Source organism: Bradyrhizobium japonicum USDA 6, assembly GCF_000284375.1.
Taxonomy (GTDB): domain Bacteria; phylum Pseudomonadota; class Alphaproteobacteria; order Rhizobiales; family Xanthobacteraceae; genus Bradyrhizobium; species Bradyrhizobium japonicum.
Window position 1 is genome coordinate 3,944,690 of the sequence record NC_017249.1, and the last position, 19,489, is coordinate 3,964,178.

Genomic DNA, 19,489 nt, shown 5'->3' on the forward strand with positions numbered 1-19,489 from the left:
TATATTAGATGCTCGGCGGCGCGACCTCGATACCGCGCTTGTACCAGGGCCTGAGTTTCTCGATGATCTCAGCGGTGAGCGGTGCGGGCCGCCGCGTCGCCTCGTCGAGCATGACGCCGACCGACATCGCCGATGCGATGCACTTTCCTTCCGAAAACACCACCTGTTCGAAGGTCACCGACGTCCGTCCCAGCTTGACCACGCCGAGGCCGAGCTCGATCTTGTTCGGCCAGTGCAGCTCGGCGCGGAAATGGATGTCGAGCCGCACCATGATCCAGGCGAGGCCCGGCGGCGTCAGCCCGTATTCCGGGCTCTTCATCAGCGTGACGCGGCCGGTCTCGAAATAAGTGGCGTAGACCGCGTTGTTGACGTGCTGGTTCGGATCGAGATCGCCGAAGCGGACATTGTCGCCGAGACGGTAGGGATAGTCCTCCAGCCGTGGCGTCGTATCGAGGCGGCTTGGTGCGTTCACCGATTGATCTCCGTCATATCGCATCCCGTTACAGCCCAGTTATCCTGACCCGGCAAGTGGGCGCGGCTGCGGGGTGCTCCCGCTTTTATGCCTTCCCTGATCCATCCCCGTTGGCTAGACAGGCAGGGTCACTTCTGCCTCCGGGCGCCGTCCAACCGATAACGATCGATAAAGAGACGACATGAGCGACGTGATCAAAACCGATGTGCTGATTATTGGCGCCGGCCCCTGTGGTCTGTTCGCCGCCTTCGAGCTTGGCCTTCTCGACATGAAGGCGCATTTCATCGACATCCTCGACAAGGTCGGCGGGCAGTGCGCCGAGCTCTATCCGGAAAAGCCGATCTACGACATTCCCGGCATTCCGCACGTTTCGGGGCAGGGCCTCACCGACGCGCTGATGGAGCAGATCAAGCCGTTCCATCCGACCTTCCATCTCGGCGAGATGGTGGAGACGGTGGAGAAGATCGGCGATCCCTTGTTTCGCTGCACCACCGACGCGGGCAAGGTGTTCGAATGCAAGGTGGTGGTGATCGCGGCCGGCGGCGGCTCGTTCCAGCCCAAGCGTCCGCCGGTGCCGGGCATCGAGGCCTATGAAGGCACCTCGGTGCACTACGCCGTGCGCAAGATGGAGGCGTTCCGCGACAAGAGCGTTCTGATCGTCGGCGGCGGCGATTCCGCGCTCGACTGGACCCTCAATCTGCATCCGCTCGCCAAGCGCATCACGCTGCTGCACCGGCGCGACGATTTTCGCGCCGCGCCTCACAGCGTCGAGCAGATGCGCGCGCTGGTGGCCGACGGAAAGATGGATCTGCGACTCGGGCAAGTCACCGCGCTGTCCGGCGCCGAGGGCAAGCTGACCGGCGCCACCGTCAAGGGCAACGACAACAGCGTGAGCGAAATTTCCTGCGATACCATGCTGCCGTTCTTCGGGCTGACCATGAAGCTCGGTCCGGTCGCGAACTGGGGCATCGCGCTGGAGAACAATCTGGTGCCGGTCGAGACGTCCGCGTTCGAGACCAACGTATCCGGCATCTTCGCCATCGGCGACATCAACACCTATCCCGGCAAGATCAAGCTGATCCTGTGCGGCTTCCACGAGGGCGCGCTGATGTCGCAAAAAGCCCATCGCTACGTCTATCCGGAGAAGCGGCTCGTGTTCCAGTACACGACCTCGTCCTCCAGTCTGCAAAAGAAGCTCGGTGTCAGCTGACGGCACCGGGTCCGGCAGGCAATGCCCCATGTTTCTGGTGCTGGAACCGTTCGCGAAATCGCCGTAGTCTGCGGCCATTGCAGTGGCGGCTTAGCAAGGTGATCATAATGCGGACTCTCTTTTCCAGCTTTCGGCTGCGCTCGCTCCTCGCGCTCGCTCTCGCGCTGACGCTTGGCGCGGTTGGGCCGGTAGCCGCACAGGCGCAGCAGCCAACCGCCGCGGGTCTTTGGCAGAAGATCGAGGACGGCAAGACGGTGGGATGGTTTCTCTTCGTCGACCACAACGGCATCTTCGAAGGCGTGATCGCAAAAACCTTTCCGCGCCCCGGCGACGACCCGAACGAGGTCTGTGCGAAATGCACGGATGATCGCAAGAACGCGCCGGTGCTCGGGCTCTCTTTCATCCGCGACATGAAGCGCGAGGGCTTGAAGTATGACGGCGGCAACGTGGTCAATCCGCGCGACGGCAACATCTGGAAGGCCAAGATGTCGGTCAGCCCGGACGGGCAGACGCTGACCATGCGCGGCTTCCTCGGCATTTCCCTGTTCGGCAAGGACGAAACCTGGACGCGTCTCCCCGACGCCTACATCGCCCAGGTCGATCCTGCCATCGTCGCCAAATATCTTCCGGCACAGGCGACCGCCGCGACGACGAAGCCTGCGCCCGCAGCGAAGAAGGGCGGCGCCACGATGGCGCCGGCGCCGAAGCAGTAGGGCCCCTCCGTATCCTCGCGTTGTCTCTGGAATAGTGGATCGCCCGATCAAGTCGGGCGATGACAGTCGAGTGTGTGGCTCGGGCCTGCCTCAGCAACGACTGTCTTGACGACCGTCAATAGGTCCGTGCCTTCTTGCAAGGCGCGTAGAACGTGCCGTTGCCGGCGACGACCCGCTCGAGGCATTGACGGGGATCGGTGATCTCGCCGTCGACCTGGAAATAATAGGCCTGCGATCCCAGGCTCAGGACGTAATGTCCCGGCGCAAGCTCGAGCCCTGAATCGCCGGTGTGAAGCTCGTACATCTCGGGCTTCCCCGGGATCGGCGACACCCGGAACGGATAGGAGAAGTTTCGGATCACCCCGACATCTTCTCCGCCGCCCAGATTTTTGCCTGCAGCGTCGGTCGAAAACTCCCTGGCGATCTTCGCGACGACCCGAACCTCGACGCGCTCCGGGATCACGTTCGCGGCGTCACGCCGAAACACGATGAATTTGACGCGGCCGTTCGGCAGATGCGGACGATCGGGCTTCTTGAACTCCGGTGAAATCGCGATGCGCATGTCCGGCGCCATCACGCCGGTCGCATTCAACTCCGCCAGCGATTTGTCGTCGATCAATGCGTAGATGCCGTAGTCGGTTGGCAATACGCGCGTCGGGGGAGGCGGGGCAGGGGTGACCAACTCCGGCTTGGCGACCGTGATCGTCGTCTCCGGCTTGGGCAATACCTGCGCGATCTCCTGGGCCTGGGACGAAATCTGCCGGCGCAGCGCGGCGATGTTGTCTCGCTGCGAGACGATCAGGATGACTGCGCCAACGGCAAGCAGGATGGCCGCCGTACGCTTGATCACCGGTAGGAGCGGGCCCGAGATCGCAGGCAGCTTGCTGCGGGATATCTCGATCCTCGATCGCAAAACGGTCGCGTCGCCGGACACCAGAAGACCGCCTGTCTCAGTCGCCTTTGACGACGTGAGCTGTTGTGACGGCAGGCGCTCCAGCGGCGCCTCGTCGCGCGAGAATTTTTCGACCTCCTCGATCGCGACCTCGAGCGCCCGCTTCATCTGGTCGATGTTCCTGGCGTCGGCGTAGGTGAACTGCTCCTGGAGCTTGTAGCGGGCAAGGTCGTAGACCATCTGCCGCCTGGCGTCCGCGTCGTCCTTCACCGTCTCGAGCATGCGTGAAATCACGAGCGCAAACTGCACTTCGCTTGCGGGCAAGTCGGTCGAATCCTGCTGGCCAGGAAGCAACTCTCTCGAACTCATAGCGCTGACGGTCCAATGCCAGTCACGCCAACACCTGATTTCTCTAATTGAAACAGTTGATTAAACGATGCGGCCCGCGTCCGCGGCCGTTTCGTACACGTCCTCGCGGAACAAGGAAAGCCTCCAAAGCGGCTGCGGCAAATTGCCGGCGCGTTGGACATGCAGGACGTGCACGCCGGCCGGCGCAACACCGTGCGGCCGTAGTTCTCCGGAATGCGCGCTGGCGCCGGATTTGCATAGCTGTCGCAAAGCCGCTGGGGAGCGAGTCGCCGTCTCCACGCCTGCCGCCATCGCGCGGAAGGCGGACGGCGGTGTCTGTCCCTCGCGGCGCTGATCGCGATCCGCGGAGACGATATGCGACTTGCCAGACTATGTGCGGCGGCGCTGATGGCGCTGCTTGCGACCTCGGCACTGGCGCGCGACGACGGCCGCTATGCCAACTCGCCGCTAAAACCCTGGTTCGAGAGCTTGCACAGCCAATACGGGCAATGCTGCTCGGATGCCGACGGCTACGTCATAGCCGACGTCGACTGGGAATCCGATAGCGGCCACTACCGGGTGCGCATCGACGACGAATGGGTCGTCGTGCCCGACGGCGCCGTGATCACTGAGCCGAACAAGATCGGTCGCACCATGGTGTGGAAGCACTATGTCGACGGCCATCCGCGCGTGCGCTGCTTCATGCCCGGCAGCATGACCTAGCGGTCGTGGCTAGAATTTGTACGTCACGCTGCCGAGCACCGTGCGGCCGAGACCGAGAAAGCAGTCGCCGCGCGCCAGGCACGTGGTGACGTGACGCTTGTCGAAGAGATTGCTGGCATTGACCTGAAGCCGCCAGGAACCGGTCTCGTAACGAACCATGGCGTCGAACAACGTGTAGTCGGGTGTGCGGAGGGTGTCGGTGCCGTCCCAGGAGGTGCCGATGTAGCGCACGCCGCCGCCGAGCGTGACCTCGGGCAAGCCGAGCAGGGACAGACGGTACTTCGCCCAGAGCGAGGCCTGGTGATCCGGCACGGTCTCGACATGCTTGCCGGAATTGTCGCCGCTTTCCACGCGGGCATCGAGATAGGTATAGGCGCCGATCAGGTCGAGCTCCGGCGTGACGCGCGCAAGCACCTCGAGCTCCGCGCCGCGGATGCGCACCTTCCCGGTCTGGATCGAGAAGCGGTCATCATTGGGGTCGCTGGCCAGCCGATTCCGTTCGGTGGTGTCGAATATCGCGCCGTTGATCGCATTGCCCGGTGTCGGATTGTACTTGAAGCCGAGCTCCACCATCTCGCCGCGCTGCGGCGCGCACACCGTGGCGCAGACGCCGCTGCCGAACACCGGGTTGAACGACTGCGCATAGGTCACGTAGGGCGTGACGCCGAACGGCAACTCGTACATCAGCGCGGCGCGGCCGGTGGTCGCCTGGTAGTTTTCGACCGGCGAGCCCTGCGTGTCACTGGTGACGTAGTCGTGGCGCAGCCCAAGCACGGCGAGCCACGGTCCGAGGCGCAACTGGTCCTGAGCGTAAAGACCGAGCTGGGTCTGGCGCAGGTCCGGTTCGGGCGACATGGTCGGCGCGGGTACGCCGCGGTAGACCGGGGCGTAGAGATCGAACGGCGTCGGGTCTGTGGTGAAGCCTGATTGCGCGTGTTCCCTGAACTCACGGTAGTCGGTGCCGAACAACACCTTGTGTGCGACCGGTCCGGTGTGCAATTTCAGCTCGGCATTGCTGTCCGAGGTCAGGTTGTCCTTGACCGTCTCGCGGCTCCATACGCTGCGCGCCACGGTGCGTCGGCCGGGATCGAGAAATGGATAGTTCGGATCGCTTGGATCGACGAAGTTCAGGTCCGGCCACGTCGACCGGTAGATGCCCTCGACATGGGCGTAACGCAGGTTTTGCCGGATCTTCAGGGTGTCGCTGAAGCTGTGCTCGAACAGGCTGCTGATCGCGCCGGTCTCGGTCTGGTACTTGTCGAAGCCGGGCTCGCCGGCGAAGCGCTGCACCGGAATGTAGCCGTTGGGTCCGGCGAACAATGTGCCCTCGTGCGGCAGGAAGGCCGTGGAGGATCCCGTGGTGTCCTTCTGATAGGTGCCGAGCACCGTCCAGCTGGTGTTGTTGGTCGGCCGCCAGGTCAGTGACGGCGCGAGCACGATGCGATCGTCCTTGACGTAGTCGGTCTGGGTGTTGCTGTCGCGGAACACGCCGATGAAGCGATAGAGCCACTCGCCGTCCTTGGTCAGCTTTCCCGTGGAGTCGAGCTGCACCTGCTTACGGTTGAAGCTGCCATATTGCACGCCGATCTCATTGGCGGATTCGGCCTGCGGGCGCTTCGAGATCAGGTTCAACAGGCCGGCGGTCGAGGTGTCGCCGTAGAGCACGGATGAGGGGCCGCGCAAGACCTCGATACGCTCCAGCGTGTACGGCTCCGGCCGCCATTCGTTGAAGTTGTTGGTGTTCGCCATGCGAGTGCCGTCGAGATAGATATTCGGGTCCTGGCCGCGGATGCGCGGATAGTCGCCGCGCGAGTCCGCGCCGTAGGCGTCGGCGAACACGCCGGGGACATAGCGCAACGCCTCCTGAACGGTGGTCGCGCCCTGGTCGATGATGCGGTCGGCGGTGACCACGCTGATCGATTGCGGCGTCTCGCGCAGCGGCGTGTCGGTCTTCGTGCCGGTGCCGCTGCGGGTCGCGACGTAGCCGCGGACGGGGCCTGTCGCGGTCTCCGCGCCCGTGCTCGCGCCCGCCTGTGTATCGGCGTTCGATGGTGCGCGCTCGGCCTGACGACGGCGGCTTGCCGCCTGTGCGGCCTGACGGGAGCGAGATGGACGTGTGCGCGCTGCCGGCCGCGACGATTGCTCGACCACGACGGCGGGCAATTCCTGCGACGATGATTGCGCCTCGGCCGGCATCGCATCCATCAGGCCTGCCAATAGCGGCAGCGCGCCGCCGATCAATCCTGCCGTCGTTCTGAGATATGTAGTCATTCGCGACCCCATCATTTGCGGGGCGGACGACTAACAAGCGCAGTCGATGGCTTGAAGTGCGGGAGGGGCGCAATGGTCCCTCAATCATCAGATTTGGAATTAGTATTTATATAACCAGAGCGCGCGCCGCTTGATGGCGGCGCGCAGATCCGCAATTGTGAAGATGACGTAATGCGTCTGGCGTAGCGCCAATCAGCGTTCTTCGCTCGTGGCGTTGGCGCTCGCCAGCCGCTTGACGCGCGGCGACAGCACCGACACTTGCGCAGGCGAGGCGGGCATGCCGGCGACGATCATCGCGGGCGCAACCGACTGCTCCTCGACTCCGGCGCCGCCGAGAACCTGCACTTGCGTCGTCGAAATCGGAAACGACTTCACTTCGTAAGAGGGAAGCTCGCCGGCAAATGCACCGGCCGAGCTCGCAATCATAGCGCCGGCAACGGCAATCATTGAAAGAACGCGCATTGGAAAATCTCCGTGGAAGATGGCAATCGGAGGTTTGGTCGCGGCGATACCGCGCCAGGTTCGCTTGTGCGCGAACATTCGACCGCCACCGGTGGATCTTTTTGATTGCGTGATGCGACAGACGTGAAACGCGGAAGAAGTTTTGCGCGCCAATGTTTCCGGACGGTTTCGCCGAAGGCTCGAAACGACTCGTCAGCCCGTTTGCAGATCGAGGTGCGGCGATCTGGTCGTCGCGGTGGCCTCGGGAAAGCGCAAGCTCATCGTCGTCCCGCGGCCTGGTATCGCATCAATCCGCAGTGGGAAGTCCATGCCTATGTCGAGTACGAGAAGCTGCTGGGAGCGCAGCCTGCCGGTCACGCTCGGCGACATGCATCTGATCGATAGTCAGTGGAGCCGGCTGGCCCAAAGCGCGATGAGATTGGTCGTCATCGCGCTTTAGGTTATTGTTTGAGCATGATCGTTTCGGAAAACTTCTTCGCACGTTTCCGGATCATGCTCAGGTCACCGGCGCCGGGTTGAACAGCGTGAGGTCGTTGTGGATGCCCCAACGGTCCGACCACGGTTTCGTGCGGCCGGAGGCGACGTCGAGGATCAGGCGGAACAGGTCCCAGCCGGTTTCCTCGATGGTCTTCTCGCCGGTGGCGATGCCGCCCGCGTCGAAATCGATCAGGTCCTTCCAGCGGCGCGCGAGCTCGGTGCGGGTGGCAACCTTGATCACGGGCGCAGCCGCAAGACCGTAGGGCGTGCCGCGGCCGGTGGTGAACACCTGCAGCGTCATGCCGGAGGCGAGCTGCAGCGTGCCGCAGATGAAGTCGGAGGCGGGCGTTGCCGCGAACAGCATGCCCTTCTGGGTCGCCTTCTCGCCGGGCGAGAGCACGCCGGTGATGGCAGACGAGCCGGACTTGACGATCGAGCCGAGTGACTTTTCGACGATGTTGGCAAGGCCGCCCTTCTTGTTGCCGGGCGTGGTGTTGGCGCTGCGATCGGCGCCGCCGCGGGCGAGATAAGAGTCGTACCAGGCCATCTCGCGCACCAGTGCGCGGCCGACGTCCTCGTTGATGGCGCGGCGGGTGAGGAGCTGGATCGCGTCGCGGACTTCGGTGACCTCGGAGAACATCACGGTCGCGCCGGCGCGCACCAGCAGGTCCGCGGCAAAGCCCAGCGCGGGGTTGGCGGTGACGCCGGAGAAGGCATCGCTGCCGCCGCATTGCAGGCCGATGACGAGGTCGGAGGCCGGGCAGGTCTCGCGGGTGCGGGTGTTAAGGATTTTCAGGCGGGCTTCCGCCTGGGTCATGATCGCGTCGACGATGGCGCCAAAGCCGTCGAAGGCTTCGTCCTGCATGCGCACGATGGCATCGCTGATGCCTTCCGGCACCAGCCGCTCGGGCGCGAGCTTTTCGCATCCAAGGCTGATGACCAGAATCTCGCCGCCGAAATTCGGGTTCTGCGCGATGTTCTGCAGCGTGCGGATCGGCACCACCGCGTCGGGGGCATTGATGGCCACGCCGCAGCCATAGGCGTGCGTCAGCGGCACGACGTCGTCGACGTTCGGGTATTTCGGCAGCAGCTCGGCGCGGATGCGCTTGACGGCGTATTCCATCGTGCCCTTGACGCATTGCACGGAGGAGGAGATGCCGAGGATGTTCTTGGTGCCGACCGAGCCGTCGGTGTTGCGAAAGCCTTCGAAGGTAAAGCCTTCAAGCGGCGGCAGCGGCGCGGGGACGGCGGTCGAGATTTCCAGCTTGTCGAGGGCAGGGGCCTCCGGCATGCGGATGCGCGCTTCATCGACCCACTCGCCGGCCAGGATCGGCGAGAGCGCATAGCCGATGATCTCGCCATAGCGGACGATCGGCGCGTCTTGCGCGATGTCGACCAGCGCCGTCTTGTGCCCTTGCGGCACGAAGGCGCGCAGCGTCAGGCCGCTGGCGAAGCGGGAGCCGGCGGGAAGCCCAAAATCATTGACCACGATCGCGACATTGTCGCGCTCGTTGAGCTTGATGTAGCGGGGCTGCTCTTTTGCTGCGACGTCCTGGTCCATCTGCGCTCGCCTCCGAAGTCGTAGGGTGGGCAAAGGCGCAACGTGCCGTGCCCACCATCTTTCCCGATTGAGACCTTGGTGGGCACGCTTCGCTTTGCCCACCCTACGATATCTTCCCCGTGGTTAGCCCGGATAGGTATAGGCCGTCTTCACCGTGGTGTAGAACTCGCGGGCATACGAGCCCTGCTCGCGGGCGCCGTAGCTCGAACCCTTCCGGCCGCCGAACGGCACGTGATAGTCGACGCCGGCGGTCGGCAGATTGACCATCACCATGCCGGACTCGCTGTTGCGCTTGTAGTGCGAGGCGTATTTCAGGCTGGTGGTGCAGATGCCCGAGGCGAGGCCGAACTCGGTGTCGTTGGAGATCGCCAGCGCTTCCTCGTAGTTCTTGGCGCGGATGACGGCGGCGACGGGGCCGAAGATCTCCTCGCGCGCGATGCGCATGTTGTTGTTGGCTTCGGTGAACAGCGCCGGCTGGAGATAGTGGCCGGGATTCTCGCGCTTGAGCAGCTCGCCGCCGAAGGCGAGCTTGGCGCCCTCGTCCTGGCCGATCTTGATGTAGCGCAGGTCCTGGTCGAGCTGGCTCTGATCGACCACGGGGCCGATATGCACGCCGGCCTTGAGTGCGTCGTCCACCGACAGGCCGTTCAGGCGCTCGGCCATCGCCGCAACGAAGCGGTCGTGGATGCCTTCGGTGACGATCAGGCGCGAGGACGCCGTGCAGCGCTGGCCGGTCGAGAAATAGGCGCCGTTGACGGCGACCTCGACGGCGGTCTTGAGGTCGGCGTCGTCGAGCACGACCAGCGGATTCTTGCCGCCCATCTCGAGCTGGAACTTCTTCATGGGGTTCGAGAGCACGCAGGCCTGCGCGATCTTGCGGCCGGTCTGCACCGAGCCGGTGAAGGAGATCGCGGCGACATCCGGGTGGTCGAGCAGGGTCTGGCCGACCACGGAGCCGGAGCCGACGACGAGGTTGAACACGCCGGCGGGAATGCCGGAGCGGGTGATGATCTCCGACAGCGCATGCGCCGAGCCGGGCACCAGCTCGGCCGGCTTGAACACCACGGTGTTGCCGTAGCAGAGCGCCGGCGCGATCTTCCAGGCGGGGATCGCGATCGGGAAATTCCAGGGGGTGATCATGCCGACGACGCCGACCGGCTCACGGGTGAGCTCGACGTCGAGGCCGGGACGCACCGAGGCGCCCTTCTCGCCGATCAGGCGCAGCGCTTCACCTGCAAAGAACGCAAAGATCTGGCCGGCGCGGGCGACCTCGCCGATACCTTCCGGCAGGGTCTTGCCTTCCTCGCGGGCGAGCAGGCGGCCGAGCTCTTCCTTGCGGGCAAGGATTTCAGTCGAGATCTTGTTGAGCGCGTCGTAGCGCACCTGCGGGGTCGACTGCGCCCAGGCGGGGAAGGCGGCCTTGGCTGCGGCGATCGCCTTCTCGGTCTGCGCCTTGTCGGCCTTGGCGTATTCGCCGACCAGATCGTTGGTGTTGGAGGGGTTGATGTTCTTGGTGACGCCGGAGCCGTCGACCCATTCGCCGCCGATGAAGTTCTTGAGGATCGCAGTCATCTCTTTTTCCTCCTTGTTCAAGGGGCATGATCCTACGGAAAACCGGTGTCCACTTTTCCGGGATCATGCCTGAAGTATTTTAACGCACGAGGCAGGGACGCTTGTCGTCGAAGGTCCAGCCCGGGATCAGGTCCTGCATGGCCATAGCGTCATCTCGGGCGCCGAGTCCATGCTTCTTGTAGAGCTCATGCGCGGCCTCGATGGCGGCGCGATCGATCTCGATGCCGAGGCCCGGCCGCTCGGGCACGGCGATCTTGCCGCCCTTGATCTGGAGCGGCTCCTTGGTCAGCGCCTGGCCGTCCTGCCAGATCCAGTGGGTGTCGATCGCGGTGACCTTGCCGGGCGCGGCGGCGCCGACATGGGTGAACATCGCGAGCGAAATGTCAAAGTGATTGTTGGAGTGAGAGCCCCAGGTCAGGCCGTTGTCACGGCAGGTCTGGGCGACGCGCACCGAGCCTTGCATGGTCCAGAAGTGGGGGTCGGCCAGCGGAATGTCCACCGCGCCGAGGCGCAGCGCGTGGAAGAGCTGGCGCCAGTCGGTCGCGATCATGTTGGTCGCGGTCGGCAGGCCGGTAGCGCGGCGGAACTCGGCCATGATCTCGCGGCCGGAGAAGCCGGCCTCGGCGCCGCAGGGATCCTCGGCATAGGCGAGAATGCCGTGCATGTCCTTGCAGAGGCTGATCGCCTCGTCGAGCGACCATGCGCCGTTGGGGTCGAGCGTGACGCGTGCGTTGGGGAAGCGCTTTGCGATGGCGGTGACGGCCTCGATCTCCTGCTCGCCGCGGAGCACGCCGCCCTTGAGCTTGAAGTCCGCGAAGCCATAGTGGTCGTGGGTGGCTTCCGCGAGCCGCACCACGGTCTCCGGCGTCATCGCCTCCTGGTGGCGCAGGTTGAACCATTCGGGCTTGCCGGTCTCGCCCTTGGTGTAATCGAGCTTCGACCTGCGGCGATCGCCGACGAAGAAGAGATAGCCGAGCGTCTCGACGCTCTTGCGCTGCTGGCCTTCGCCGAGCAGCGCCGCGACGGGCAGGTTGAGGTGCTGGCCGAGCAGGTCGAGCAGCGCGGACTCGATCGCCGTGACCGCATGGATCATCACGCGCAGGTCGAACGTCTGCTTGCCGCGGCCGCCGGCATCTCGGTCGGCGAACGCCGTGCGGACGTCGGCAAGGATGTTGTTCATCGCGCCGACGGTCTTGCCGATCACGAGGTCGCGGGCATCCTGGAGCGTCTGCCAGATCTTTTGCCCGCCCGGCACCTCGCCGACGCCGGTGTGTCCGGAATTGTCGGTGAGGATGACGATGTTGCGGGTGAAGAACGGCGCGTGCGCGCCGCTCAGATTGAGGAGCATGCTGTCGCGGCCCGCGACCGGGATCACCTGCATCGATGTGACGACCGGTGCGCCAGCGACTGGCGCGCCGGAAATCTCAGTCTGGGCCATCGCACGCTCCTCCCTGTTGTTGTCTGTTATTCTGCAGCCTGTTGTGACGATCGGATGGCGGGCAGATTCTTCACCAGTGCGGTCAGTTCCGCCATCTCCTGCTCGGACAGATCGGTGAGCGGCGGGCGGACCGGGCCGGAATCGCGACCGATCACCTTCATGCCGGCCTTGATGATCGAGACCGCATAGCCCTTCTTGCGGTTGCGGATTGCGATCAGCGGCAGGATGAAGTTCTTCAGGCCGGCATGGATCGTCTCATGGTCGCGCTTGCGCACCGCGGCGTAGAAGTTGGTGGCGAATTCCGGAACGAAATTGAACACGGCCGAGGAATAGGTCGTCACGCCCATGTCGAGATAGGGCAGCGCGAAGGTTTCCGCGGTCGGCAGGCCGCCGATATAGGTGAGGCGGTCGCCGAGCTTGGTATAGACGCGGGTCATCAGCTCGATGTCGCCGATGCCATCCTTGTAGCCGACGAGGTTCGGGCAGCGCTCGGCGAGGCGGGCGAGCGTATCGGGCTGGAGGATGGCGTTGTCGCGGTTGTAGACGATGACGCCGATCTTCACGGCGGCGCAGATCGCTTCCACGTGGGCGGCAAGGCCGTCCTGCTCGGAATGGGTCAGATAAGGCGGCAGCAGCAGCAGGCCGTCGGCGCCGGCCTTTTCCGCACCGATTGCGATCTCGCGCGCGGTGGCGGTGCCGTAGCCGGTGCCGGCGAGCACGGGCACGCGGCCCTTGGTCTCGTCGACGGCGATCTTGACCACCTGCGGAACCTCGGTCGGCGTCAGCGAGAAGAACTCGCCGGTGCCGCCGGCGGCGAACAGGCCGGCGACGTCATAGCCGCACAGCCAGTCCATGTTGGCGCGGTAGGTCGCTTCATCGAAGGAATAGTCCGCCTTGAAGGGCGTGACGGGGAAGGACAGGAGGCCCGATCCGATCTTCTGGGCCATTTCCTGCGGGGTCATCTTGCTCATGGGCGCTGCTCCCTTAATTGCGTGTTGTGGAGGACGCGGGCCGAAGCCTGCGCGTCCATGCGCCGTTGTTTAGGAGACCGTTCGATGCGCGTCCAAGCCAAAGCCTATATCGACCGATGCGGATTGAGCATCAATCGTCCGCCACCTCCGCGGAGGACAATTCGCCTGCGATTTTGACCAGCGCGGAGAGCAGCGGATTCTCGTCGTCGCGGCGCCAGACCATGAACAGCTCGACGGGGACGCGCGTACGCAGCTTCAGCGGCCGCAACCGCACGTCGGAGATCTTCAGGCTTGCAGCCGCGGCCGGCACGATGGCAAGGCCGAGGCCGGCGCGGACCATGGCGAGGATCGAATGGATCTGGCTCAGATGCTGCACATAGCGCGGCAGCACGTCGGCGCGGGTGAACAGCGCCACCAGGAGATCGTGGAAATATCGGCTCTCATAGGGCGAGTACATCACGAAGGGCTGGTCGTCGAAGTCCTTGATGGTGATGGTCTCGGCATTCGCCAGCGGATGCTTCTTCGGGATCGCGGCGAGCAGGGGCTCGGCGACGACGCGGCGGCTGGTCAGCTCGGGGCGGGCGATCGGCGGCCTGAGCAGGCCGGCATCGATCTGACCCGAGGTCAGCGCCTCGAACTGGTCGCCCGAGACCATCTCCTTGAGCGAGAAGTCCACCTCGGGCAGCTTGGCGCGACAGGCCGCGACGAGCTCGGGGAGGAAGCCATAGGCGGCGGCCGCGGTGAAGCCGATCTTGACCGAGCCGGTCTTGCCGAGCGCGATGCGGCGGGCGACTTGCGAGGCGCTTTCCGCAAGCTTCAGGATGCGCCTTGCCTCCGGCAGGAAGCTGCGCCCCGCCGGCGTCAGGCGCACCGAGCGGCTGGTGCGCTCCAGCAGCGGCGCGTCGATGATGTGCTCAAGCACCTGGATCTGTCGCGACAGCGGTGGTTGGGTCATGTTCAGCCGCGCGGCGGCGCGGCCGAAGTGCAATTCTTCGGCCACCGTGACGAAACAGCGGAGCTGGTTGAGGTCGAACATCGATACATGCCTTAGATGGATAAGGCGTTTCCCCGGCACTTCTAGCATCGATCATCCCCAAAACAAAGACGGCGGCTGAGGAGCCGCCGTTGAGTTGCCTGGTCAAGCTCCCGTGGGAGCCCTCAGGAGGAACGTTTGAGCACCACCCGCTCGATCTTGCCGACCACCACGAGATAGGCGAAAGCGGCCACCAGCGCATTGGCGCCGACGAACAGCAGTGCGCCGTTGAATGAGCCGGTCGCGGCCAGGATGTAGCCGATCACGATCGGGGTGCTGATCGAGGAGAGGTTGCCGAAGGTGTTGAACAGGCCGCCGGAGACGCCGCCGGCTTCCTTGGGCGATGTGTCGGAGACGACCGCCCAGCCGAGCGCGCCGATGCCCTTGCCGAAGAAGGCGAGCGCCATGAAGCCGACCACCAGCGCCTGTCCGTCGACATAGTTGCAGGCGATGATCGACATCGACAGCAGCATGCCGCCGACGATCGGGATCTTGCGCGCCATGGTGAGCGAACCGGTCTTGCGCAGGATGGCGTCGGAGATGACGCCGCCGAGCACGCCGCCGATGAAGCCGCACAGCGCCGGCAGCGTCGCGACGAAGCCGGCTTGCAGGATCGACAGGCCGCGCTCCTTGACGAGGTAGACCGGGAACCAGGTCAGAAAGAAATAGGTCAACGTATTGATGCAGTACTGGCCGAGATAGACGCCGAGCATCATGCGGTTGGAGAGCAACTGGCGGATGTGATCCCAGCCGGAGCCGGACTCGGGCGCACGCTCCTGCATCAGATCGTTTTTGGGCGCATCGAGATCGACCAGCGCGCCGCCTTCCTTGATGTAATCGAACTCGGCCTCGTTGATGCCTGGATGCTCCTTCGGGCCGTAGACGGTCTTGATCCAGACCAGGCCCATGATGACGCCGAGCCCACCCATCACGAAGAACACGAAGCGCCAGCCGTAATCATGCGCGATCCAGCCCATCAGCGGCGCGAAGATCACGGTGGCGAAATACTGTCCGGAATTGAAGAAGGCCGACGCGGTGCCGCGCTCGTTGCCGGGAAACCAGGCCGCGACGATGCGGGCATTGGCGGGGAAGGAGGGCGCTTCCGCGACGCCGACGAGGAGGCGAAGCGCGAACAGCACGATGACGGCAGCGCCGGCGCTGAGGAAACCAACCCAGCCCTGCATCATCGTGAACAGCGACCAGACGATGATGCTGAAGGCATAGACGAGGCGCGAGCCGTAGCGGTCGAGCAGCCAGCCGCCCGGCACCTGCGCCACGACATAGGACCAGCCGAAGGCCGAGAAGATCCAGCCCATGGCCACGGGATCGAGATGCAGTTCCTTGGAGAGCGCAGGGCCCGCGATCGACAGCGTGGCGCGGTCGGCATAGTTCACGGTCGTGACCAGGAACAACATGGTCACGATGAACAGCCTGACGCGAGACCTCCTCACGTCCGCTGCGGATGACACCACTGCGCTCATCACGCGCCTCCTTAGAACTCGAAATGTTTCCTCACTGCGACTCCTAGAGGCGCGCGCGGCAAAGTGTCCAAGTTCAAGGGAGTATCGATCGATGCCGTTTTTGGATTGATGGAACGGCAGGTGCGGGGAACGATATTGTCGCGACGAGAATGCGGGAGCGAGCAGGCGCCACATACTCCGCTGTCATTCCCTGCGAAGGCGGGGAATCCAGTACGCCGCGGCTTCTCGATTCAATCACTGCCGTCACGGAGTACTGGATCGCCCGCCTGCGCGGGCGATAACACCGAGTATGCGGAGAGTGCAAACCCAATCGTCATTGCGAGCGCAGCGAAGCAATCCAGAAATCCCTCCGCGGAAAGATTCTGGATTGCTTCGCTGCGCTCGCAATGACGGTGTGGAGAGAGTTCGCTTTGCTTCTACTGCTGCGTGCCCAGCAGCGGCGCCAATAGTCCGCGCGTCACGCCGGGCGGCACCGCATCGAGGCCGAGCACGCTGCTCGCGGCCGGCAGTGCGGCGTCCGCCATCGCGGCGTGGCCTTCTGCGCTTGGATGCACGGCGCCGCCGTAGACGGCGGAGAGCACGCCCCAGGTGGCGTCGTGGATGTCGGTCGGCTGGCTCGCCGCCGGCAGACCTTGCGGATAGGTCATCGCGGCAAAATAGCTGTCATTGGCATCGCGGATCCAGCGCGCGCGCGGCAGGTAGGCGCGATATTCCGAGGCGCCGCGGCCGCACAGCATCGGCTGGCTCGCCGCGCTCACGATATCGGGATTGAAGCTCTGGCCGTTCTCGGCGAAGCACGTGCGGTCGAATTCGGGATCGTTGCCCGCATGGGCGCAGAAGCCGTGATCGGCGAACGCCGCCTGGTGCGAATCCACGAAGGTCATGCGGTCGGCTTCGGGATCGCGGCACAGCGCCCCGCGCGTGCAGGTGGCGAGCCCCTTCAGCTGCGGCAGGAATTCGGTGTCGACGAAGGTCGAGACGCGGGCCAGGCGCTGCGGATCGGCGTTGAAGGACGGATGGATGTCGAACCCGGCGCGGCCGCCGCGGCAGGGCACTCCGCCATCGGCGAGCGCGGGATTGGCGTAGGAGACATAGACCACGTGCGAGAGGTCGCCGCCGACGAGCGGCTTCAGCGCCTCGCGCAGCTTGACGAAATTCTGTGGCAGTTCGCGCGCCAGCGCATCGCGGGAATCGTCGACGCTCGCCATCACGCCGGAGCGGCGGAACAGCGCGCGCTCGGTCGCGGTGTCGACGATGACGTCGGCGACGAGGCCGGAGAAATAGACGTCATTGGCACCGACCGAGAGCAGCACGAGATCGAGCGTGCGGTCCGGCTGGCGCTTTTTTGCCGCGGTAAGCGCCTCGCGCAGCTCGGCGACCTGTGCGTTCACGCTGGTGTTGCAGACGCCGGTCTTGCCGGGCGGGCATTCGCGGGCGCGCTGCGAGCCCAGCAGTCCGTCGCCGATGCTGGCGCCGGTGCAGGCGAGCGGCAGAAAGGTCACCGCGATGTGGGTGTAGCGCACCGCGAGCGCGAGAGCCGTGCGGGCCTGGTAGCTGTAGAGCGAGCGGTGGCAGGGCGAGTTGAACCAGAGCGCGCCGTAATGCTGCCAGTTGGCGAGCGTGTCGGGTGCCTCGCAGGCGCGGCCGCCTTTATAGCCGGCGCGGCTCGGCCGGTAGTACTGCGCACCGGCGGTACCGAGATAGGAGCGGAAGCAGAAGCCCTCGTCCGATAGCGCCAGCGGCCGGTCCGGGTTGCCTTCGCCGGAGGCGATGCTGTCGCCGAGCCCGGCAACGAAGATGTCGCGGACCTGGATCTCGGCCTGGACGCGCTGGGTCGGATCGGAGCCGGAGGAGACGTCGACGCTCGCGACCGTCTGCTTGCCGTAGCGGACGCGCAGGTTGATCGGCTCGGCGCAATCGAAAGTCGAGGTCTGCGGCCCGTCGCCGTCGTCGAACGACCAGGCGCAGGTGGCGCCGACCGGCACCGCGCCGGTCAGGCGCACGGTCACCGGATGGTCGGTCGGGGTGATGTAGTTCTCTTTGACGTTATCGCGGGTGCAGGGCTGGTTGACCCGGCCCTGGAGGTCGATGCAGAGCCGGTTGACCATGTTGCGGGCCCAGCCGCGGCCCTCGCTCTGGAGCTCCAGCGATTGCTCTGCGGCGAGGATGCTGCGGTTCCGCGCGTTCTCGACATGGAGCAGGAAGTCGCGCTCCTCGCGGAACAGGCGGAAGCGGTTGCGCACCTCCCAGGATATTTGCATCGCACCGGCGCTCTGCGCGGCGGCGCGCTCGAGCGGCAAAGACGTCAGAATCCCGGCAAGCAGCAGGAGGCCTGCGGGAAGGGTACGAAAGGAAAAAGGGATCATGGCCCGCGTGTTCAACGGCAAAGTTGAGGCGGAAATAAGAGAGCATTGCTGCCCCGCCCGCAACCTCTGGCTGACGGGCGCCCGCCTTACCGCTTGCTGGCCTGTCGCAACGACCGTTCGCGTTCCATCGCTGCGACCTGCTTGGGCAGGTTGGCTTGCGCGCAGGCCTCGGCCAGCCGCCGCCGCTCCTGCCAGGGCTCGACCACGTTCATCCAGAGCTCGCGCGCGCCCATGATGGAGATGGCGAGGCCGAACGGGATCACGAAATAGAGGATGCGGAAGACCAGCAGGGTCGCCAGAAGCTGCTCGCGGCCGAATTCGGGCAGCGCGACCAGCATGGCGACATCGAACACGCCGATCGAGCCGGGCGCGTGGCTGGCAAAGCCGATCAGCGTCGCCAGGATGAACACCACCGCCAGCGACATGAAGTCGATGGGCGGATTGGCCGGCATCAGCAGGTACATCGCCGTCGCGCAGAAGCCGAGATCGACCACGCCGATCAGGATCTGGACCAGCGTCAGCGGCGCCGAGGGCAGCACCACCTTCCAGCCCTTCTGGCCGAGTTCGCGGCGCTTCTCGCCCATGCAGAGCCAGACCAGATAGGCGCCGATCGAGGCGAGGCCGCCGAGCCCGATCAGCCGGTTGATCGACGACGGGAGTTGATCCATCGATGAGGCGGCATCCGGATGGATGACCATGCCGATCGAGAGCACGAAGATGTTACCGAGCCAGAAGGTCAGGCCCGAGAGGAAGCAGATTTTCGCGACGTCGATCGCGTTCAGCCCGTAGTCCGAATAGATCCGGAAGCGGATCGCGCCGCCGGTAAAAACGGTGGCGCCGATGTTGTGGCCGATCGAATAGGACGTGAAGCTGGAGAGTGCTGCGATGCGATAGGGCACATGCTTCTTGCCGATCGTTCGCAGTGCAAAATAGTCGTAGAAGGTCAGCGTACAGAACGCGAAGACGACGCAGATCGCCGCCAACCCGATATTTCCGCGGGGAATCTCGGTCAACGCGGTCAGGATGACGCCGGTATCGATGTCCTTGAGAGTGCCCGCAAGTGTGGTGATCGCGAAGGCGATGATGAAGACGCTCGCAGCAACACCGAGCCGTCGCCAGCCGATCCATCTCTTGAAGCCGCGCTTCAGCGCGGGCAGCAGTCCGTGCATTCATCCTCCCGGCGGGGGGCAAGACCGATCGGCCAGACATTGGCCGGTCGGGTGCGATCACTGCCCGAAATGGGCTTCGACCGCTAGGCATGATGTAGCTCATTTAAGGCAAAAACAGCGTCTTGTGCAGCCCTTGACAACGATTGGTTCTGCGTTCGATCGATGGCTTCTGCGGTGGACCGCCGCTTTTGTCATATGTGGTTCACATCGGGCGCGCGTTAAGCATATGAGTCGAGGCACTTGCCTGGAACGCGCGTCCGCATCTTGACATGATTTCGTGTCCGCCCGCAGTCGGCATTGTTCCAGCGCGAGCGATGTGAGCTTTTTTGG

At 64.6% G+C, this 19,489-nt stretch carries 16 protein-coding genes; 4 read left to right on the forward strand and 12 right to left on the reverse strand.

Annotated features, from left to right (window positions below; translation table 11 throughout):
• Nucleotides 1-4: 4 nt before the first annotated feature.
• Complete coding sequence (locus tag BJ6T_RS18350) at nucleotides 5-472, reverse strand: acyl-CoA thioesterase (RefSeq protein WP_014493955.1); 468 nt, start codon at nucleotides 470-472, stop codon at nucleotides 5-7.
• Nucleotides 473-653: 181 nt separating this feature from the next.
• Between BJ6T_RS18350 and BJ6T_RS18355 the strand changes: the two genes are divergently transcribed.
• Both BJ6T_RS18355 and BJ6T_RS18360 read left to right on the forward strand, forming a co-directional pair.
• Nucleotides 654-1,682: an NAD(P)/FAD-dependent oxidoreductase gene (locus BJ6T_RS18355; protein WP_014493956.1), complete on the forward strand. Its 1,029-nt coding sequence runs from the start codon at nucleotides 654-656 to the stop codon at nucleotides 1,680-1,682.
• 107 nt (nucleotides 1,683-1,789) lie between these two features.
• Nucleotides 1,790-2,395 carry a DUF2147 domain-containing protein gene (locus BJ6T_RS18360; protein ID WP_014493957.1) on the forward strand — a complete coding sequence of 202 codons (606 nt, stop codon included), beginning with the start codon at nucleotides 1,790-1,792 and terminating at the stop codon, nucleotides 2,393-2,395.
• 115 nt (nucleotides 2,396-2,510) lie between these two features.
• Here BJ6T_RS18360 and BJ6T_RS18365 read toward each other — a convergent pair whose 3' ends face one another.
• Nucleotides 2,511-3,611, reverse strand: coding sequence for a hypothetical protein (locus tag BJ6T_RS18365; RefSeq protein WP_014493958.1), 1,101 nt, complete (start codon nucleotides 3,609-3,611; stop codon nucleotides 2,511-2,513).
• Nucleotides 3,612-4,010: 399 nt separating this feature from the next.
• On the opposite strand from BJ6T_RS18365, the gene BJ6T_RS18370 reads away from it, so the two are divergent.
• Nucleotides 4,011-4,358, forward strand: a complete 348-nt coding sequence (locus tag BJ6T_RS18370) for a hypothetical protein (RefSeq protein ID WP_014493959.1) — start codon at nucleotides 4,011-4,013, stop codon at nucleotides 4,356-4,358.
• A 9-nt stretch (nucleotides 4,359-4,367) separates the two neighbouring features.
• Here the strand turns inward: BJ6T_RS18370 and BJ6T_RS18375 are convergent, their stop codons facing one another.
• The gene (locus BJ6T_RS18375) at nucleotides 4,368-6,629 is read right to left on the reverse strand and encodes a TonB-dependent siderophore receptor (protein WP_039227810.1); all 2,262 of its coding nucleotides are present in this window, start codon (nucleotides 6,627-6,629) and stop codon (nucleotides 4,368-4,370) included.
• Nucleotides 6,630-6,821: 192 nt separating this feature from the next.
• The gene (locus tag BJ6T_RS48420) at nucleotides 6,822-7,244 is read right to left on the reverse strand and encodes a hypothetical protein (protein WP_240537983.1); all 423 of its coding nucleotides are present in this window, start codon (nucleotides 7,242-7,244) and stop codon (nucleotides 6,822-6,824) included.
• 160 nt (nucleotides 7,245-7,404) lie between these two features.
• Here BJ6T_RS48420 and BJ6T_RS49155 point away from each other — a divergent pair, with 160 nt between their 5' ends.
• The gene (locus tag BJ6T_RS49155) at nucleotides 7,405-7,530 is read left to right on the forward strand and encodes a hypothetical protein (RefSeq protein WP_259228888.1); all 126 of its coding nucleotides are present in this window, start codon (nucleotides 7,405-7,407) and stop codon (nucleotides 7,528-7,530) included.
• 57 nt (nucleotides 7,531-7,587) lie between these two features.
• On the opposite strand, the gene garD is transcribed toward BJ6T_RS49155, so the two are convergent.
• The 8 genes from garD to BJ6T_RS18420 all read right to left on the reverse strand — a co-directional run bounded on the left by garD (nucleotide 7,588) and on the right by BJ6T_RS18420 (nucleotide 19,159).
• A complete protein-coding gene (garD, locus tag BJ6T_RS18385) occupies nucleotides 7,588-9,129 on the reverse strand; it encodes a galactarate dehydratase (protein WP_014493962.1) in 1,542 nt (513 codons plus the stop codon).
• Between the two features lie 123 nt (nucleotides 9,130-9,252).
• Nucleotides 9,253-10,701, reverse strand: coding sequence for an aldehyde dehydrogenase family protein (locus BJ6T_RS18390; protein ID WP_014493963.1), 1,449 nt, complete (start codon nucleotides 10,699-10,701; stop codon nucleotides 9,253-9,255).
• A 79-nt stretch (nucleotides 10,702-10,780) separates the two neighbouring features.
• A complete protein-coding gene (gene gudD, locus BJ6T_RS18395; protein ID WP_014493964.1) occupies nucleotides 10,781-12,139 on the reverse strand; it encodes a glucarate dehydratase in 1,359 nt (452 codons plus the stop codon).
• Between the two features lie 26 nt (nucleotides 12,140-12,165).
• Nucleotides 12,166-13,110: a 5-dehydro-4-deoxyglucarate dehydratase gene (gene kdgD / locus BJ6T_RS18400; protein ID WP_014493965.1), complete on the reverse strand. Its 945-nt coding sequence runs from the start codon at nucleotides 13,108-13,110 to the stop codon at nucleotides 12,166-12,168.
• Between the two features lie 130 nt (nucleotides 13,111-13,240).
• Nucleotides 13,241-14,146, reverse strand: a complete 906-nt coding sequence (locus tag BJ6T_RS18405) for a LysR family transcriptional regulator (RefSeq protein ID WP_014493966.1) — start codon at nucleotides 14,144-14,146, stop codon at nucleotides 13,241-13,243.
• A 122-nt stretch (nucleotides 14,147-14,268) separates the two neighbouring features.
• Nucleotides 14,269-15,624 carry an MFS transporter gene (locus tag BJ6T_RS18410; RefSeq protein ID WP_014493967.1) on the reverse strand — a complete coding sequence of 452 codons (1,356 nt, stop codon included), beginning with the start codon at nucleotides 15,622-15,624 and terminating at the stop codon, nucleotides 14,269-14,271.
• Nucleotides 15,625-16,040: 416 nt separating this feature from the next.
• Nucleotides 16,041-17,990 carry an SGNH/GDSL hydrolase family protein gene (locus BJ6T_RS18415; protein ID WP_028170569.1) on the reverse strand — a complete coding sequence of 650 codons (1,950 nt, stop codon included), beginning with the start codon at nucleotides 17,988-17,990 and terminating at the stop codon, nucleotides 16,041-16,043.
• Nucleotides 17,991-18,076: 86 nt separating this feature from the next.
• The gene (locus BJ6T_RS18420; RefSeq protein ID WP_014493969.1) at nucleotides 18,077-19,159 is read right to left on the reverse strand and encodes a lysylphosphatidylglycerol synthase transmembrane domain-containing protein; all 1,083 of its coding nucleotides are present in this window, start codon (nucleotides 19,157-19,159) and stop codon (nucleotides 18,077-18,079) included.
• Between the last annotated feature and the right edge of the window lie 330 nt (nucleotides 19,160-19,489).

Bases quoted from the DNA above. Each gene is read 5' to 3' on its own strand.
- BJ6T_RS18355 (WP_014493956.1), top strand. From the start codon at position 654: ATGAGCGACGTGATCAAAACCGATGTGCTGATTATTGGCGCCGGCCCC.
- BJ6T_RS18360 (WP_014493957.1), top strand. From the start codon at position 1,790: ATGCGGACTCTCTTTTCCAGCTTTCGGCTGCGCTCGCTCCTCGCGCTC.
- BJ6T_RS18370 (WP_014493959.1), top strand. From the start codon at position 4,011: ATGCGACTTGCCAGACTATGTGCGGCGGCGCTGATGGCGCTGCTTGCG.
- BJ6T_RS18375 (WP_039227810.1), bottom strand. From the start codon at position 6,629: ATGACTACATATCTCAGAACGACGGCAGGATTGATCGGCGGCGCGCTG.
- BJ6T_RS49155 (WP_259228888.1), top strand. From the start codon at position 7,405: ATGTCGAGTACGAGAAGCTGCTGGGAGCGCAGCCTGCCGGTCACGCTC.
- garD (WP_014493962.1), bottom strand. From the start codon at position 9,129: ATGGACCAGGACGTCGCAGCAAAAGAGCAGCCCCGCTACATCAAGCTC.
- BJ6T_RS18390 (WP_014493963.1), bottom strand. From the start codon at position 10,701: ATGACTGCGATCCTCAAGAACTTCATCGGCGGCGAATGGGTCGACGGC.
- gudD (WP_014493964.1), bottom strand. From the start codon at position 12,139: ATGGCCCAGACTGAGATTTCCGGCGCGCCAGTCGCTGGCGCACCGGTC.
- kdgD (WP_014493965.1), bottom strand. From the start codon at position 13,110: ATGAGCAAGATGACCCCGCAGGAAATGGCCCAGAAGATCGGATCGGGC.
- BJ6T_RS18405 (WP_014493966.1), bottom strand. From the start codon at position 14,146: ATGTTCGACCTCAACCAGCTCCGCTGTTTCGTCACGGTGGCCGAAGAA.
- BJ6T_RS18410 (WP_014493967.1), bottom strand. From the start codon at position 15,624: ATGAGCGCAGTGGTGTCATCCGCAGCGGACGTGAGGAGGTCTCGCGTC.
- BJ6T_RS18415 (WP_028170569.1), bottom strand. From the start codon at position 17,990: ATGATCCCTTTTTCCTTTCGTACCCTTCCCGCAGGCCTCCTGCTGCTT.
- BJ6T_RS18420 (WP_014493969.1), bottom strand. From the start codon at position 19,159: ATGCACGGACTGCTGCCCGCGCTGAAGCGCGGCTTCAAGAGATGGATC.